Source organism: Specibacter sp. BI4, assembly GCF_056680095.1.
Genome location: NZ_CM155265.1, coordinates 69,106 through 85,740, shown reverse-complemented (window position 1 = coordinate 85,740; position 16,635 = coordinate 69,106). Strand labels below are relative to the sequence as shown.

General features: G+C 65.2%; 19 protein-coding genes. 5 read left to right on the top strand and 14 right to left on the bottom strand.

Translation table 11 applies throughout. The features are described 5' to 3' along the window. The first annotated feature begins 60 nt into the window (after positions 1–60). Complete coding sequence (locus AC1L6K_RS00505) at positions 61–1,983, top strand: FAD-binding monooxygenase (protein WP_480952662.1); 1,923 nt, start codon at positions 61–63, stop codon at positions 1,981–1,983. Positions 1,984–2,151: 168 nt separating this feature from the next. Next, positions 2,152–2,808 carry an HAD family hydrolase gene (locus AC1L6K_RS00500; protein ID WP_480950801.1) on the top strand — a complete coding sequence of 219 codons (657 nt, stop codon included), beginning with the start codon at positions 2,152–2,154 and terminating at the stop codon, positions 2,806–2,808. Positions 2,809–3,165: 357 nt separating this feature from the next. On the opposite strand, the gene AC1L6K_RS00495 is transcribed toward AC1L6K_RS00500, so the two are convergent. The 5 genes from AC1L6K_RS00495 to AC1L6K_RS00475 all read right to left on the bottom strand — a co-directional run bounded on the left by AC1L6K_RS00495 (position 3,166) and on the right by AC1L6K_RS00475 (position 6,370). After that, entirely contained in the window at positions 3,166–3,888 is a 723-nt protein-coding gene (locus AC1L6K_RS00495) for a TRM11 family SAM-dependent methyltransferase (RefSeq protein ID WP_480950800.1), read from the bottom strand. Between the two features lie 73 nt (positions 3,889–3,961). Further along, positions 3,962–4,636 carry a hypothetical protein gene (locus AC1L6K_RS00490; protein ID WP_480950799.1) on the bottom strand — a complete coding sequence of 225 codons (675 nt, stop codon included), beginning with the start codon at positions 4,634–4,636 and terminating at the stop codon, positions 3,962–3,964. 11 nt (positions 4,637–4,647) lie between these two features. Beyond that, positions 4,648–4,815: a hypothetical protein gene (locus AC1L6K_RS00485; RefSeq protein ID WP_480950798.1), complete on the bottom strand. Its 168-nt coding sequence runs from the start codon at positions 4,813–4,815 to the stop codon at positions 4,648–4,650. A gap of 131 nt (positions 4,816–4,946) precedes the next feature. Continuing rightward, complete coding sequence (locus AC1L6K_RS00480; protein WP_480950797.1) at positions 4,947–5,783, bottom strand: MBL fold metallo-hydrolase; 837 nt, start codon at positions 5,781–5,783, stop codon at positions 4,947–4,949. A gap of 110 nt (positions 5,784–5,893) precedes the next feature. Then, on the bottom strand, positions 5,894–6,370 hold the full coding sequence (locus AC1L6K_RS00475; RefSeq protein WP_480950796.1) for a MarR family winged helix-turn-helix transcriptional regulator: 477 nt from the start codon (positions 6,368–6,370) through the stop codon (positions 5,894–5,896). A 147-nt stretch (positions 6,371–6,517) separates the two neighbouring features. Here AC1L6K_RS00475 and AC1L6K_RS00470 point away from each other — a divergent pair, with 147 nt between their 5' ends. The 3 genes from AC1L6K_RS00470 (at position 6,518) to AC1L6K_RS00460 (ending at position 8,674) form a co-directional block, all read left to right on the top strand. Beyond that, a complete protein-coding gene (locus AC1L6K_RS00470) occupies positions 6,518–7,453 on the top strand; it encodes an NADP-dependent oxidoreductase (protein WP_480950795.1) in 936 nt (311 codons plus the stop codon). A gap of 301 nt (positions 7,454–7,754) precedes the next feature. After that, positions 7,755–8,147, top strand: a complete 393-nt coding sequence (locus AC1L6K_RS00465; protein WP_480950794.1) for a nucleotidyltransferase family protein — start codon at positions 7,755–7,757, stop codon at positions 8,145–8,147. A gap of 161 nt (positions 8,148–8,308) precedes the next feature. Continuing rightward, positions 8,309–8,674 (top strand): YciI family protein, encoded by a 366-nt coding sequence (locus tag AC1L6K_RS00460; RefSeq protein ID WP_480950793.1) that lies wholly within the window; start codon positions 8,309–8,311, stop codon positions 8,672–8,674. Between the two features lie 58 nt (positions 8,675–8,732). Here the strand turns inward: AC1L6K_RS00460 and AC1L6K_RS00455 are convergent, their stop codons facing one another. The 9 genes from AC1L6K_RS00455 to AC1L6K_RS00415 form a co-directional block, all read right to left on the bottom strand. Beyond that, positions 8,733–9,038, bottom strand: coding sequence for a hypothetical protein (locus AC1L6K_RS00455; RefSeq protein WP_480950792.1), 306 nt, complete (start codon positions 9,036–9,038; stop codon positions 8,733–8,735). 309 nt (positions 9,039–9,347) lie between these two features. Continuing rightward, complete coding sequence (locus AC1L6K_RS00450; protein WP_480950791.1) at positions 9,348–9,737, bottom strand: VOC family protein; 390 nt, start codon at positions 9,735–9,737, stop codon at positions 9,348–9,350. 189 nt (positions 9,738–9,926) lie between these two features. Next, positions 9,927–10,265 (bottom strand): TfoX/Sxy family protein, encoded by a 339-nt coding sequence (locus tag AC1L6K_RS00445; protein WP_480950790.1) that lies wholly within the window; start codon positions 10,263–10,265, stop codon positions 9,927–9,929. Beyond that, on the bottom strand, positions 10,262–10,648 hold the full coding sequence (locus AC1L6K_RS00440) for a hypothetical protein (protein WP_480950789.1): 387 nt from the start codon (positions 10,646–10,648) through the stop codon (positions 10,262–10,264). The genes AC1L6K_RS00445 and AC1L6K_RS00440 overlap by 4 nt, the downstream gene beginning before the upstream one ends. A gap of 173 nt (positions 10,649–10,821) precedes the next feature. Beyond that, positions 10,822–11,604 (bottom strand): HpcH/HpaI aldolase family protein, encoded by a 783-nt coding sequence (locus AC1L6K_RS00435; protein ID WP_480950788.1) that lies wholly within the window; start codon positions 11,602–11,604, stop codon positions 10,822–10,824. Continuing rightward, entirely contained in the window at positions 11,589–12,374 is a 786-nt protein-coding gene (gene hpaH, locus AC1L6K_RS00430) for a 2-oxo-hept-4-ene-1,7-dioate hydratase (protein WP_480950787.1), read from the bottom strand. Before hpaH ends, AC1L6K_RS00435 begins: the two co-directional genes overlap by 16 nt. Positions 12,375–12,386: 12 nt before the next feature. Continuing rightward, a complete protein-coding gene (hpaD, locus tag AC1L6K_RS00425) occupies positions 12,387–13,478 on the bottom strand; it encodes a 3,4-dihydroxyphenylacetate 2,3-dioxygenase (RefSeq protein WP_480950786.1) in 1,092 nt (363 codons plus the stop codon). Continuing rightward, positions 13,475–15,049, bottom strand: a complete 1,575-nt coding sequence (gene hpaE / locus AC1L6K_RS00420) for a 5-carboxymethyl-2-hydroxymuconate semialdehyde dehydrogenase (RefSeq protein ID WP_480950785.1) — start codon at positions 15,047–15,049, stop codon at positions 13,475–13,477. Before hpaE ends, hpaD begins: the two co-directional genes overlap by 4 nt. Then, positions 15,046–16,560 carry a fumarylacetoacetate hydrolase family protein gene (locus tag AC1L6K_RS00415; protein WP_480950784.1) on the bottom strand — a complete coding sequence of 505 codons (1,515 nt, stop codon included), beginning with the start codon at positions 16,558–16,560 and terminating at the stop codon, positions 15,046–15,048. The genes hpaE and AC1L6K_RS00415 overlap by 4 nt, the downstream gene beginning before the upstream one ends. Positions 16,561–16,635 lie beyond the last annotated feature (75 nt).

Here is a 16,635-nt window from a genome sequence, read left to right as displayed (position 1 = left end):
GCACATGATGTAGAAACAGCGGGACACGGCGAAGAAGCAGTGCAACGAGGAGGTTCGCAGATGCAGTTCCACCAGCAGGGATATGTGTCCGGGGACCCGCGCATCAAGGCTGCCGCCGGGTTCGGGATCAACCGTCCGGAAGAACTGCCCGCTGAGATGGACGTGCTTATCGTGGGCACCGGCCCCGCCGGGATGATCACGGCGGCCCAACTGGCAGCCTTCCCGGGCATCAACACCCGTATTGTGGAACGCCGTGGCGGACGCCTGGAGATTGGCCAGGCCGACGGCATCCAGGCCCGCAGCGTGGAGACGTTTCAGGCCTTTGGTTTTGCCGAACGGATCATCGCCGAGGCCTACCGGATCACGGCCACCGTCTTTTGGAAACCGGATCCCGCCGACCGCAGCAAGATTGCCCGTGCCGCCAGGGCCCCGGATGACACAACGGGCATCAGCGAATTCCCGCACCTGATCGTGAACCAGGCCCGCGTGCTTGACTACTTTGCCGAGGTCATGGCGCATTCCCCCTCGCGCATGAAAGCTGACTACGGCTGGGAATTTCGCAGCCTGGACATTGCCGCCGGCGGTGAATACCCGGTGGCCGTCACACTCGTCCGCACCGGCATTGACTATGGGCAGGCGGAGCCGGGCAGCGGAGTGCGGGCGGGGGAGGAAAAGGTGGTCCATGCCAAGTATGTGGTGGGTGCCGACGGTGCCCACAGCGCAGTCCGCGAGTCCATTGGGGCGAAGCACACCAGCGTGCACGCCAACCATGCGTGGGGCGTCATGGACGTCCTGGCCGTCACGGATTTTCCTGACATCCGCGCCAAGTGTGCCATTCAGTCCGAGGACGGCGGCAACATCCTCCTGATCCCGCGCGAGGGAGGGTCCTTGTTCCGCATGTACGTTGACCTCGGTGAGGTGGTGGAAGACGGTGCGCATGCCGTCCGCCACACCACCATCGAGCAGATCATCGCCAAGGCCAACAAGATCCTCCACCCTTACACGCTGGATGTGAAGAGCGTTGCGTGGAGCAGCGTCTACGAGGTGGGGCACCGGCTGACTGATCGCTTTGACGACGTCCCGCTGGACCAGCTCGGCGGCCGGCTGCCCCGTGTTTTCATCACCGGCGACGCCTGCCACACGCACAGCGCCAAGGCAGGGCAGGGCATGAACGTGTCCATGCAGGACGGCTTCAACCTGGCCTGGAAGATCGCCCACGTGCTGGCGGGGCGCAGTCCTGCGAGCCTGCTCGCCACCTATTCGGCCGAGCGGCAGGTGATCGCGAAGAACCTGATCGACTTCGACCTGGAGTGGTCCAGGCTGATGGCGATGCGGCCGGAGGATTTTGAAAGCCCCACCGAGCTGGAAGATTTCTACGTGCGGACCTTTGAATTTCCTGCCGGCTTCATGACGGAATACCAGCCGTCCATGATCACGGGAGAGGCCGTGCATCAGGACCTTGCCACGGGGTTTCCGGTCGGCAAGCGGTTCAAGTCCGCGCCGGTGGTGCGGGTGGCCGACGCCAACCCGGTGCAGCTGGGCCACCACCACCGGGCCGACGGCCGCTGGCGCATCTACGCATTTGCCGATGCGCCGGCGGTGGGGGAGTCGTCCGCGCTGTCGGCCTGGGCGGCGTGGCTGTCCACCTCTCTCGAGTCGCCGCTGCTGAAGTACACGCCTGTGGATGGCGACAGCGACGCCGTGTTTGACGTGAAGCTCATTGCGCAGCAGGACTTTGAATGCGTTCCCTTGGGCCGGGTGCCGTCTCTTTTCCTGCCGCGGACGGGACCGTTCGCGCTGATCGACTACGAATTGGTCTACGCCACCGACCCCCTGCATGACATCTTTGAGTTGCGGGGAGTCTCCCGCGGCGGCGCCGTGGTGGTGGTGCGCCCAGACCAGTACGTGGCCAACGTGCTGCCGCTGACGGACATGCCAGGGCTGGCTGCGTTTTTTGAAAGGTTCATGCTGCCGCAGCGGTGACGCGGGCGGCCATGTGGGACAACATTCGTGCGTCAAGATCAAGATCCCGGGCCAACGGGCGGTTTTCCGGTGGTGGACCGGCTTGCAGAACTGCGGACAACCTCGAAATGAAACGCCAGCCTTCGGGGCGGGCCAGCAGGTTCGCAGCCACCGGCTTAGGGTGGAGAAATGCTGCTTCTCGTGGATTTGGATAACACGCTGATCGACCGAGCTTCCGCTTTTGACGCGTGGGCAATCGACTTCGTTCGATTGCTTGGAAGGCCCAATTCGGAGGCAGCGTGGCTCATCGAGGCTGACCGGGACGGCTACGAACCCCGGGAGGCGCTGGCGCGCGCGATCAAGGGACGCTTTGGCTTAGACGTGGCCGTCGAAGATCTTGTGGCCAGGCTGCTCCATGAGCACGTGGGCTCGATGACCATTGGGGCCCCCACGACGCAAGCACTTGCGAAGGCCAGAAGATATGGCTGGAAGATAGCCATTGTCACCAACGGAACGACGGCTCAACAGATGCGTAAAATCCAGAAGGTGGGGCTTGAACCGTACGTGGATGCTGTCGTCGTATCCGAAGCTGAACGAGTTAAGAAGCCGGATCCAGAGATTTTCCGGATTGCGGCTCGCCGCCTGGGTGCAGATCTCACAGGCGGTTGGATGGTCGGGGACCACCCCACCGCGGATATTGCTGGCGGCCAAGCCGCAGGTTTGGAAACGGGCTGGGTTTCGCGCGGCAAGGAGTGGCCAGGGGAAACGGCTTCTCCCACGCTCATCGCGGGCACGGCTGCCGAGGTCATCGATGCTGTTGTTCATCAGGGCACACTCACCAGCTGAGGCTGGCGCAGCTGCCCGGACAGTGTTCCTCGTACGGGCTCCACGCCCCGTGATTCCGTGCGAGCGGCTGCACACCTTGCGTTGACCACAGCTTTGCTCCGCCACGCGCTGAACAAAGCGAGTGGCGGTTGCTGTGCCATTATGGCGGCCGTCGATTCAGCGCAGCGCACGGAGCTACGTCACGGGCTTCCACTGGCGGGCTCCGGGTGTCTCGTGACCAGGGGTTTTGGGATGTCCCCAGGGGCAGCCTTTTGGCAGTTCTCCCTTACCTTTTGAGCGCGGGTGACCCATCAGTTTCGGTGAGTCGCGGCACCCACGCCGCGTGCCGCCGTCGTGCTTGTCCTTGAAGGCGGACGGCTACGCTGGCGGCCGCTGAAACACGAGCAGCGCATCGGCGATCAGGTCGTGGGGGTATTGGTCCCACAGAATTTCGGTGACACCCACAGGGGTGAGGTGCTGCTCGAGCACGAGGGCGCAGTCGCGGATCAGGTGGGTGGTGCGGCCCATGTGGTGGATGTCTGCCAGGTTCCAGACCACGAAGCCGCCGGGCACAACGATGCTGGCGCACTGGGCCGCAACCAGGCCGAGCTCGGACAGGTAGCGGCCGTAATCCCCGTTGTTTTCCTCGTAACCAGTGAGGGGGTCGGCGTCGTGAAACGTTGAGGTCATGTACGGCGGCGAGGCGAGAATCAGGTCGACGCTGGCGTCAGGGTCGGGCAGTTCAGCGCTGCGGATAATCCTGTGCAGCTCCCGGGCATCGCCCTCCACAATGCGCGCACCGGGAATGCGTTCCTGCAGATAGTCCGCCCGCTCGGGCAGGAGTTCAACGCCGAGCGCCCTTCGTCCCAGTGCGACGGCCCGCTCAAGGGTGGTGCCAAACCCTGCGAACGGGTCCAGCACCAAATCGCCCGGATTGGAGCACCGCTCAATGATGTGATCGACGAGGGCGGAAACCATGTGCACATCTTCGTCGGCACCCGGCGGACGCTCGGCCAGAAACGTGGCGTGCGACGCGGTCAGTTGCGCTTCCAGGGGGGACGTTGTGGTTGTGCTGTGCAATTCCTTCTCCACCTTGTTCATCATGCGAAGTCTAGCCGCAGGGGAGGGACGGCGAGGGGCCACGCGTTGGCCTGCGCTTTGTCCTGGCCTGCGGTCAGAAGTCTTCCGGATCGACGGCTTGTGTGGAGCGGATGGAGTGGATGTCGAGTCCAGGGCGGGCGAAAAGCGCCTTGATGCATTCCATACTGGCGGCAATGAAGACGCTGCGGGCATAGATGTCCTGGCCAACGCACCAGGCGCGGTCTTCTGGCCACCAGCGCAGCGGACGCCGGCCAAACAGTCCCTCCTCAAGGGCCTGCGTGCCGGTTTGGATCGGGCCCGAATAGATTTTCATGCGCCGGTCGGGCGGAAAGGTGACGAGCGAATCTTCATGCGCAGCGGGGTCCCCGTGTCCTTCCCACGCGGCGAAGAAGCAGGATTCCGGGGTTTCCGTATGATTGGCCAGCACCTGTGCCAGGGCGGTAGCAACGGTGGCATCCAGGTCGCCCATGGCTGGTTCCGCCCAGCGTTCGGGCAGGTGCCCCTCCGCGGCGACAACAGTCTCGTCCCACTGCATCCAGGAGTAGACAGGTGCAGCCACCGACGCGGCCGCCGTGCTCCACTTGATCCGATCCTGGATCCCGTCCAGCCGGTCCACGACCACGGGATTGAGCACCCGGACATAGCCGTCGTAACCCGCCGGAACGTAGGACGCCACGGTGCGGCCGCCAGGTTCCAGCGAGTCGCGCAGCCAAAACGCTGGTGATGGATCCTCCAATTGATGCGCCATTGCCAGACCTCTCAGGGGTTGTCGTTGCCTGCGGCATTCTGGGTGATGAGGCTTTCGGCGATGGACAGCATCGCCAATGCTTGAACGGCTTCCCACGTGCCCGGCTTCAACTTGCCGGCAACCTCTGCTGCCTTGCTTGCGTAGCCTGCGGCGAGTTGGGCATTTTCACTGGGGTTCATAAATGATTCCTCCCATATAGTTTCGGGATTCGTACACGCATCCCTGCTCGTCACCCTACCCACATCATGAAGCGGCGGGCGGAGGCGGGCCCGCCGAATTCAGGCTTCGGGCACCAAACCAAATCAGCGCATCACAATGGATCCTGCAGAGCCGTGCCGAGTTGCAAAAATCCTCGCTCGAAGGCGGAACGCAGCATCCAGTCCGGCCACGGAAGGTCGGCGGCGTGCAACGCCGCCTCGATCGTGTGCCCTGCTTCGTGAGAGCTGCGAATGGCATCGGCCACGCTGTGCAGGGCGGAGGCCTGCCGCATGACGAACGCCCGGTCAACCACCTGGCCGTGTCCCGGAACAATGGCGTCGGCGGGCTGCAACTCAAGAAGTACCTTGTCCAAGGCCATTGGCCAGTCAAGCGGCCAGCTGCCTGACCCAAACATCGGAGGGCCGGACTCCTCAACCACGTCACCGAGGATCCACACCCGGACATCCGGTACGAAGACGGCCAAGTCCGTGTCAGTGTGGCCCCGGGAAAGTGGCATGCACCTGATGTCACGGCCGCTTGAGGTGAGCGTCGTGGGTCGGTGCAGGGGGACGGTTGGCCCGTTCAGCAGAACCTCTTGCCAGTGCTTGTCGGGTTCGCGGGCAGGGTTGGCCTGCCACGCTGCCAGGCGCGGCCCCTCGAAATCGGTGTAATGAGCGGAAATTTGGTGGTGTCCAAAGATCGGCACCCCGAGGTCGGCAAAGACGGAATTGCCGAAACTGTGATCGTAATGCGCATGGGTGTTGATGGCGGCAACAATCGGCACGTTGAATCGCTGCGCCACGTCGTCGACGATCTCCCGGGCCTCTGCCGGTGAACCTCCAGTGTCAACTATTGTCAGTCCGTTCGGCCCGATAATGGCCGCAACGTTGACATCTGCCGCTTCAAACCTGCTGACAAAGACACCAGCGGCCACCTCGTTCCATGACATGTCCTTGATTCTACTTCGGCTGGGCTGGTATTTGGCGGCCGAGCACCAAGCCGGTGACGCTCCCATTAAACCTTCCGCACCCCCGGGGTTTGACAGTCGCGGGGACACCGTCAGTTGCGGTGGTCGAGTTCCTCGCGGACCGTCCCGGCGATGCGGGCGAGTGCAATGCCGAGGTTGCGCTGCTGCGTGTTGCTCAGCGGGTCGAACACGAGCTCTCGCACGCGATTCACATGCTCCGGGGCGCTGGCCACGACTTTCTGCATTCCGGCTTCGGTCAGCGTGGCAAGTGTGTATCGTCCGTTGTCCGGATCAGGGCTGCGGGCGACCCAGCCGCGTTGCTCGAAGCGGACCATCACCTTCGACATCCGGGGCTGGCTGCTGTCGCATTGGGAGGCCAGCTCGCTGAGGCGCAGGGTGAGGTCCGGGGCCATGGACAGGCGGGCCAGCACGCTGTATTCGTAGTTGGTCGTCTCGGCGTCGCGTTCCAGCTGGCGGTCGAGCAGCGTCGGCAGCGCGATCACGATGGTGAGCAGGTCCTGCCACACCGCCTGTTGGTGCTCGTCGAGCCATTGGGGGGAATCGGTCATGACACCAAACATACCCCAATTTGGACAGGGTTGACTTGCCAAGGCAAGTCAGGCAGGGTTATCTCAGTTGCCCAGGCAAGTCCCGGTGCGGCATTCGGCCCTCAACACCGCAGGACCGTTGACCATAAAAATCATGAGTAGAGTCCTGTGAAAGCAATTCGCTACCACCAGTTCGGCGGCACCGAGGTTCTGCGCACGGAGGAGGTGGAACTCCCCGTGCCCGGCCCCGGCCAAGTGTTGCTGAAGGTGGCCGCAACCTCGTTCAACCCGGTGGACGGCCACATCCGCCTGGGTGTGCTCGCGGAAGCCATTCCGACTCCGCTGCCGATCACGCCGGGCCTCGACGTTGCCGGCACGATTGTCGAACTGGGTGAAGGTGTCACCGGGCTCCAGATCAATGACCTCGTCATTGGAATGTTCCCGTTGAACGCGCATGGCGGTGCCGCCGAGTACGCGGTCATCGCAGCCGAGTTTCTCGCTGCCGCGCCGCGCACCCTGCCGCTGGCCGAGGCCGCGGCACTGCCGCTGACCGGACTGGCAGCCCGCCAGGCCGCCATCGAGCTGGCCGACATCCAAGCCGGGCAGAGCGTGCTCGTCAACGGTGCCGGTGGAGCCGTGGGCAGCATCGTCGTGCAACTCGCCGCCGACGCCGGAGCTATTGTGACCGCCGTGGACGGGCCGCAGCACGCCGACCGCCTGCTCGAGCATGGTGCCGTCAAGGTCGTCGGACCGCTGGATCTCGACGCGGGCCCAGCCGACGTGGGTGGGACCTTCGACGTCGTGATCAACCATGTCCGCCTCGACCCGGAGGGTCTGGCGAAACTGACAGCCTACGTGGCTGACGGCGGTATTGCGGTCAGTTCAGCGGGCGCCGTGCCGGCCGACGAGAAGCGCGCAGTGCGCACCGCGAGTGTCTGGGTTGCACCCAATGGTTCCCACTTGGCCGACATGGTGTCGCGCCTGGAGCAGGGCCGGTTCAAGCTCAATATCGCCGACCGCCGTGCGCTGGAGGAGATGCGCGCAGTGCACGATGATGCGGAAAGTGGAAGGCTCCTCGGCAAGACCGTCCTGACGGTCAGCTGAGCGGCTGACCAGCTGAGGGGCCGGGGGATGGCGCTGTCCGGTACGGAGCGTCATCCCCCGGCACTGTCGCGCCTGAACGAGCCCCGGTGATCGTGGTTGCAAAGATCTGGCGGCTGGAAGCAACGCCGGGTGGGGCGCAGCGGCCAGCCACCAACGACGGAGGGTCCCAGCGCCCGACCGGCGCGCCGTCGTCGTGCTTGTTCCTGGAAGCCGCCACGTCCGGGGCCGCCGCTGCCACGCTTTGACCATGCCAGGACGGGATCGGAAGACACGTCCCGGGCGTCCACGAGTGGTGGATGGGATGGAGCAGGATGATGCGGCGACCACCCATCGCGAGCAACTCTTTCTGGCCCATATCCAAAAGAACCCGATCAACAGGCAAATCCTGCCGCTGGCGCCGCTTCTGGGAGTCCCGGACTGGTGGCTGACGGCCGGGGCGCTGTTCCAGACTGGTTGGAACGTGTTGGACGGCAGGGACCCACGAGCAGGCATCAGGAACCATGACCTGTTCTATTTTGATGACGACACCCCTTATGAGGCGGAAAACGCGGTCATCGTCCGGGCGCGGGAACTGTTCAAGGACGTGGTCGCCGACGTCGAGGTCCGCAATGAGGCCCGTGGGCATCTTTGGCCCTCGGACATCTCCCGACCGCAACGCCACCACGCGGATTCCCCGCGACGCTCAGTTCGATGACGAAGGCAGTTTCGGCGTGCCGGAGGTTGGCCGCGGAGCCGCCATGGAAATATTCAGGAAACCCGGCACAGTTTGGCCACGCCACACCCTGTTGGCGGCCACCAGTTCCTCGGTAGAGTGACAGCCATCAGCCGAAACCGACCCGCGGCAGGAGAAAAGAAATGACCCAGTACCTGATCTCAGTAGGCCACGACACGGCCGACGCGCCGACCATGGAAACCATGGATCCCGCAGTGATCCAGCCGATCCTGGACGCGGTCGACGCATTCAATAACAATCTCCGTGCAGCGGGCGCTTGGGTATTTGCCGGCCGCCTGCAACCCATCCAGACAGCCACCACGGTCGACAACACCGGCGCAACGCCGGTCGTGACCGACGGGCCGCATGCCCAGTCCGCGGAATACCTCGGCGGATTTTGGGTCATCGAAGCCAACGACCTCGATGACGCGCTGGAGTGGGCCAAAGACGCTTCCAAGGCATGCGCCGGGCGGGTCGAGGTTCGCGCATTCCAGGACGAACCAGCCTAAACGGAACCCCTTGGCGAAGCCTGCGTCAGGCATCGCCAAGGGTTGTGGTGGTCCGGCGTCACGAGTTGGGCAGGAGCCAGGTTCGCCCGTGCTTCAGGGCGACAGCGAGCCTGTCGACCGCATTGGCCGATTCCGAAGTTCCGACGTCGGAGAACGAACCCCACCCGCCGTATAAAGTGAGTGCCGTTGCGGCCGCCTCCCGGAGACCGCGCCTGTCTGTGACATCGAAGAACAACGCATCAAGCCAGTCCGCGGCATGGTTCCGCTGCTCGTCGTGTTCTGACCTGGCTACCGAACGGACTTCCGCAATTGCTGCGACGATTTCAGCCCGGACAGCTTCGATGGTGGGTTTCCTTCTGATCATGAGTTAATCCTACGGACCGCACCTTCGGATGCAGGGCCTGCCCACGCACCACGGACAGCTGGATTGCCGGGCGCAAGGCGGCCCCATGATCCTGCCCGCTGTTCGTGACCGGCGGAGCCGAACACGTGCTGCCCCTGGGCGAGGAAAATACGGCGGGCCGGGCATGCGCGACTGGCGGCGCAGGCAGATTCCCAGCGGTCTTTACGACCTGGTCCTCGAAGAAGAGGCCCGCCGCATGACGTTTGTTGGTTTGTGTTCAGCGCTTGACGCATGGGCCCGCTCACGGTGGCTGGCAGGCTTTCCCTATTGTCAGGCGGTGAGTGGTGTGAGCACTTCAATCCGATTGCCGAAGGGATCCCGGCAATGGAACCGTTCGTAGCCTTCAAAGGTGTGCCGTTCCTCCCATGAATGTTCCAGGCCCGCGGACCGAATTCTGTCTGCGAGGTCCTCCAATTCTGCCGTGGAGGCCACCACCAGCCCGGGGTGGGCCTTTTGGGCTGGACTGAACCCCGAGTCCACGCCCAAGTGGATTTCCGCCACGACGGACGCGCCCTCGAATGCACGGAACCAACAGCCGCCGCGGCCGGCCAGCGATGGCGGTTTCTGAACCTCCGTCAGCCCCAGAACCTGGCCATAGAACAACCGGGCCTGGTCTTCCCCGCCTTTGGGAATCGAAACTTGAACGTGATGCAGCCTCATGGGTTCTCCTGCCTTCTCGATTAGTTTCGACTCTACAACCGCCCGGATTGGGCCCCACTGTTCAAGGTGACCTGCCCATCGTGGTGCTTCGTCCATCCGGCCGGGCCTCGGCGCAATGGATGGGCCCTGGCCGGGTGACGGCCGGCCCCGTCTGGCTGATTTGGGCCATGCTGGCGCCGCCGGGCTGGTTCATGCGTTTCGGGAATCAACACCAACCGTGATCCAGTACGCGAGCTCGCCCTCGTCTTGAAGCCTGTGAAGGGGCACGGTGAGCCATCCCCTGCCCATCGGCCGGTCACTGCCCATGTATGCCGGTTCGCCGCCTCGTCGAATCAGCTCGTCGTACGCTGTGGGATCCGTGTGCACGAGCAGGTCGCCGTTGCGACGGACGCCGACCGACAGCCGGTCATCCACCATGAACGACTGTCCGCCGAACATCCGCAATTCACGCACGTTCTGCCGCGGGGCCAGGAGCTCCCGGACCCTGCCGGCGAGGGCGTCGCGCGAGGTCGGTGCGTCGGTGGTCACCGTCCGCCCTTGGCGATGTAGTCCCGGCCGTCGTAGTGAAGGTGGAGCGTGTCGATCACGCCGTCGCGGAATGTGAAAAATTCGGCGAACCGGACCATGCCGCCAGGCATCTCGGCGTCGTACAGGACAGCGGAAGCATTCCCGTCGTGAACCTCGCGGACCACGACGATGCTGTGGACGGTCGAGACAAATCCGGCCACGCCGTGCAGGAAACCTTCCGTTGAATCCGGGCGGTGGCCGGCCAGGGAGCCCGTGAAATCGAGGTGGTCCGACAACAATGTGCGGAGCCCTTGTCCTTCACCGAACGAGGCCGCCCCCGCAGTGAGAATTTGGTAGTACGCCTGCAGCACTGGCGGTGCTGACATTGAGACGGTGTTGCCCATGGGCCGCTCCCTTGATCACAGATACACCATGAATATGAAACGACCGCCACGTTTTGTCAAGGAATCGATGCAATCCTGCTTTCCGGAGGCAATCCGGGCGAAGCAGGGCTGCCGGACGCGGCCACGGCCGACGACGGGCCCCACCGCCCGGCCGGGGTCCCGCCGTCGTTCCTTCATGACGGAATATAGGCGGCGGCCAACCCCTCGCTGCCCCGCGCCAGCAGGGTGACGTCGGCGCCCACCAGGATCAGGTCCGCGCCCGCATCCAGGTAGTGCCGGGCCGTGGCTTCCGCGAACGCGTTGACGCCCACCGGCTTGCCCGCCGCCTTCGCCGCCGCAAAGCAATGCTCGACGGCGGCCAGCACCTCGGGGTGTCCCTGCTGTCCCAGCCTGCCCAAGGAGGCGGCAAGGTCGGCGGGGCCCAGGAAGATGGCGTCGATGCCGTCCACCGCGAGGATGCCGGCGACATTCTCCACGGCTTGCGCCGATTCGATCTGCACCATGACGGTGATGGTGTCCGCGGCCCGGGCCAGATAATCCGGCATCCTGTTCCAGCGCGAGGACCGGGCCAGCGACGAGCCAACACCGCGCACGCCCCGGGGCGGATAGTGGGCGGCGGCCACCGCGGCTTCGGCGTCGGCAACAGTGTGGACCATGGGGATCAGCAGCGACTGCACGCCCACATCCAGATATTGCTTGATGATGACCGGATCGTTGACCGGCGGCCGGACCATGGGGGTGACGGGGCAGCCGCGCACCGCCTGCAGCTGGGCCAGGATCCCCTCGATCCCATTGGGGCTGTGCTCCGCATCGATCAGCAGCACATCGAGGCCGGCGCCGGCGCAGATCTCGGCCACGAGCGGGCTGCCGGAACACACCCACATGCCCACGAGCGGCCGTGTGGCGGCGGCGAGCGCGTCCTTCAGCGAGGGGTCCGGAGCTACTCGAAACGGCATGTGATGGTCCCCAGCTTTCCGTAGTCGGCAAAAATAGTGTCGCCCGCACTGACCCACAGCGGCCGGGTGAAGGAACCCGCCAAGATGAGTTCCCCCGCCTTGAGTACGTCCCCGTGCGCGGCAATCTTGTTCGCCAGCCAGGCCACGCCATGGCCTGGATGGCCCAGCACGCCGGCGGCCACCCCGGTCTCCTCAACCGTCTGGTTACGGTGGAGGATGGCAGCAACCCAGCGAAGGTCGACGGCGTCCGGGGCCACCGGGGTGCCGCCCACCACCACGGCGCCCAACGCCGCGTTGTCGCTGATGGTGTCCACAATGGTGCGCCCCTCCATCTCGATCCGGGAGTCCAGGATCTCCAGGGCCGGGGTGACGTATTCGGTGGCGCGCAGGACATCGAACAAGGTTGCGCCCGGACCGCTGAGATCTTCCTTGAGCAGGAAGGCCAGCTCCACCTCGACCCGGGGATGCGAGAACTGCGCCCAGTCCACCGTGGCGCCCGATTCCAGGATGGCGTCCCTGAAGATGACGCCGTAGTCAGGCTCCGTGATGCCGGTGGCCTGTTGCATGGCCTTGGACGTCAGCCCGATCTTGTGCCCGGCCGTAACGCGTCCGGCGGCTTCACCGCGTTTCCGCCACAGCTTCTGCACCCGGTAGGAGTCCTCCACCGACATCTGCGGATAGCGCTTTGTCAGCAGCGGGGCCGGCACCCTGGTGTTGGCGGCCTCGACGAGCTCGTCGGCAATGCGTGCAATGGTCGCGTCGTCAAGCATGTTCCTGCCCCCTCACAGCTGTCCGCCAAGTTTGAAGCCCCGTTGTTCTCCGGGCCCGCCCGGGGACAGGTCGCCGCGGGTATAGGAGAAGCCGTCGGCGCCGACGGTGACGGCCAGCTCGGATATGCCTTCGGGGGAGGTGACAGGCTGCGGGTTGCCATCCAGGTCCAGGACGGGGGAGGCGTTGGTGTACCAGGACGGGACGACGGGGTTTCCCCACCAGTCCCGGCGCTGGTTGTCATGGACGTCCCAAGTGATGACGGGATTGTCGGGATCTCCCGTGTAATAGTCCTGCGTGTAGATCTCCACCCGGTGCCCGTCCGGGTCCAGGATGTACAGGTAAAAGGCGTTGGAGACGCCGTGCCGGCCGGGACCGCGTTCAATGCGGTCGGAGATCCGCAGGGCACCCATCTTGTCGCAAATCTGGATGATGTTGTGCTTCTCGTGTGTGGCAAAGGCCAGATGATGCATGCGCGGACCATCACCGTTGGTGAGCGCCGTGTCATGGACCGTCTGCTTCCTGTGCAGCCAGACGGCGTAGGTGGTGCCCGCGGAGTCCTGGATCTGCTCGGAGGCACGGAAACCAAGGTGCTCCAGATACTGCTGGCCGTGCGGGACGTCCGGGGTGACCTGGTTGAAGTGGTCCAGGCGGACCAGTTCGCCTGCCGTGTACAGGTCGTAGCGCTGGGTCAGCCGCTCCACATGGGTGGTCTCGTAAAAGAACTCGTACGGGAAGCCGAGCGGGTCTTCCACCCTGACGGCGTCGCCGATGCCCTTGACGAATCCGCCGTGGCGGCGCTCGGTCCGGCAGCCCAGCTCCTTGTAATATGCCTCGGCGGCAGCTACATCTGCCGGGGTCCGCACCCGGAACGCCGCAACGGCTGCGGCGGCAATCGGGCCCTCCCGCAGCACCAGATTGTGGTGGATGAATTCCTCCAGCGTGCGCAGGTAAACGGTGTCCGCATCCTCGCAGGTGACATGCAGCCCCAAAACGTCCACATAAAAGTCGCGGGAGGCGGCCAGATCGGTGACCACCAGCTCCATGTAGGCGCAGCGCACAATGTCCGGTGGCGGCACGCTCGGCGTGGCGATGAGCGGGCTCATTGCTGCTCCTCTCCGGAGAGGCGGCCCGTGCCGCCTGCACCGGACTGCGCAGCCCCGGAAAGGCCAGCTCCGGATTGCGCAGCCCCAAACCTGGGTGTGTGGACGGTGCCGAGCGTGATGTGCACGGCCTGCTGGTCCGTGTAAAAGTCGATCGAACGGAACCCGCCCTCATGCCCCAGGCCCGAGGCCTTGACGCCGCCGAACGGGGTGCGCAGGTCGCGGACGTTGTGCGAGTTCAACCAGACCATGCCGGCCTCCAGATTCTGGGCGAAGGTGTGGGCCCGGGTCAGGTCCCGCGTCCAGACGTAGGCGGCCAGGCCGTACTTGACGCCATTCGCCAAGGCCAGCGCCTCGTCGTCGTTCTCGAAAGCGGTGATGGCAACAACGGGGCCGAAGATCTCCTCCTGAAAGATCCGCGCGTCGGGCAACACGTCCGCAAAGACGGTGGGGGAGACGTAGTTGCCGGTGTCCAGACCGGCGGGACGGCCGCCGCCGGCGAGCAGGCGGCCCTCGGTCTTGCCGATTTCCACGTACGACATGACCTTGGCGTAGTGCTCCGGGTGCACCAGCGCGCCGACCTCGGTGGCTGGGTCGTGGGGGTCGCCCACCACAATGTTCCGGGCCCGGGCCGCGAACTTTTCACAGAATTCGTCGTAGATGGACCGTTCCACCAGGATGCGGGAGCCGGCCGTGCAGCGCTCGCCATTAAGGGAGAACACGCCAAACAGGGCGGAGTCGATCGCCGCGTCGAGGTCGGCGTCAGCGAAGACCACGCAGGGGCTCTTGCCGCCAAGTTCCATGGACAGGCCCTTGAGGCTGGTGGCGGCGTTGCGGAAGATCGTCTGGCCGGTGGTCGTTTCGCCCGTGAAGGAGATCAGCGGCACGCCCGGGTGCTTGACCAGGGCGTCGCCGGCATCTTCGCCCAGCCCGTTGACCAGGTTGAACACGCCCTGCGGGAGTCTGGCTTCCGCGAAGATTCCGGCCCACAGGGAAGCTGACAGCGGGGTGAATTCGGCCGGCTTGAGCACCACGGTGCACCCGGAAGCCAGCGCCGGGGCCAGCTTCCAGGACTCGAGCATGAACGGCGTATTCCACGGGGTGATGAGCCCGGCCACGCCGATCGGCTTGCGGTTCACATAGTTGATCTGCGCGCCGGGGACCTTCATGGCGTCGTCAAACTGGGCCACGACCAGGTCGGCGAAGAAGCGGAAGTTTTCCGCCGCGCGCTGCGCCTGGCCGCGGGCCTGGGTGATGGGAAGGCCGGTGTCGAACGTTTCCAGTTCGGCCAGCCGGGTCTCCTGCTCATCGATGGCGTCGGCAATTTTATTCAGGATGCGGGCGCGCTCGCGGGCCTTCAGGTGCGGCCACGGGCCGTCCTTGAAGGCTCGTGTTGCGGCGGCTGCAGCCAGGTCAATGTCAGCCTGCTGCCCGGCCGCGGCCGTGGCGTAGCTGCTGTTGGACACGGGATCGAGCACGTCGAATGTCTCTCCACCGGCCGAGTCCACATGCCTGCCGTCGATGTAATGCTGGATCCGGGTGGGCAATTTGTCCGGGATGAAGTGGCCGGTCATGGGGTGTGTGCTCCTTCTGATTGGCTTTCGGGCCCCGGCTTGGGCTGCGGGGCCACCGTTGGGCGGCCGGCCGCCCACTCCGTGAACCGGGCCCGCCATTGCTCGTCCATGGGAAAGAGCCCTTCCACACTGTGGCCCTGCGTGACCATCTCGGCGATGAACATTTCCTCATGTTCCTGGGCGATGGCGGCGTCCGCCACTTCCTCCGCGTACGACGGCGGGATGACCAGCAGCCCGTCAGCGTCACCGACAATGATGTCGCCGGGCTGGACGGTGGCTCCGCCGCAGGAGATGGTGACGTCCGTGTCCCACGGGATGTGCCGCCGGCCCAGGACGGCCGGGTGGGCACCGGCGTGGAAAACGGGCAGGTCCAGGGCCGCCACCTCGACCATGTCTCGGACGCCGCCGTCTGTCACAACGGCCGCGGCGCCAAGCACTTGGGCCCGCAGGGCCAGGACGTCGCCCAAGGTTCCCGCGCTGGGATCGCCGCGGGCCTCCATGACCAGCACCTCGCCGTCGTGCAGGGAATCGATGATGCGCTTTTGCGCGTTGTAGCCGCCGCCGTGCCCGGTGAAGAGGTCCTCGCGGTTGGGCACGAAGCGCAGGGTGCGGGCGGGGCCGGCGATGCGCAGACCCGGGCGGGTGGAGGCCAGGCCGTCGATGCTGACGTTGTTCAGGCCGCGGCGGCGCAGTTGGGAGCTGAGGGTGGCTGTGCCGATGCTGGTCAGTTTGCGTCTGAGGTCCGGGCTGAGGCCACGGGGTTGGAGACCGGCGGCCTCGGCGGAGCCCCAGGCGTCGATGCGGTCGGCGTCGGTGATGCGGGGGCCGTTTCCGTGGGCAGCCATGGGTGTCCGGCCCTGCACCACGGCGGTGCGCAGCCGGCCGGTGGACAGGCCCGATGCCGGCTCGTCGATTTCAACTTCCATCACGTCCCCCGGCACCGCGACGGAAGATCCGGCAGGAGTGCCCGTGAGAATGACATCTCCGGGTTCCAATGTCATCAGCTGGGACAGGTCGGCCACGATCTGGCTGAATGGGAAGAGCAGGCCCGCGCTGTTGTCCTCCTGGACAAGTGCCCCGTTGAGCCAGGTCCGGATGCGCAGCCCGGCGGGGTCCACTGCTGCGGCTGGGATGAGGCCCGGGCCGAACGGGGTGAAGCCGTCGCCGGATTTGGAACGGACGTTGGAACCCTTGTCCGCATATTTGAGGTCGTACACGCCCAGGTCATTGGCCGCTGTGATGTGCTGGACATGGGACCAGGCAGCTTCGGGACTGATGCGGCGCCCGGCGGTTCCAATGACGAGGGCGATCTCGCCCTCGAACGCCAACAGTTCGCAGCCGGCAGGGCGTTCAACGCCGGCGTCCGACAAACTCAGCGAGGACGTGGCCTTGAGGAAGTAGGACGGCAGGGCGGGTGTGCGTCCGCGCTGCTCGGCTCGGGAGCGGTAGGCCACATGCACGGCAATGACCTTGCCGAACTGCTTGAGCGTGCCTGCTGAGACCTGTTCCACGAACCACCCCGGGTTGACGGTTGCCGTTGACTGTTTCCGCGGCCAGGAGTGGCCGCGGCGCCACCATGATCCTTT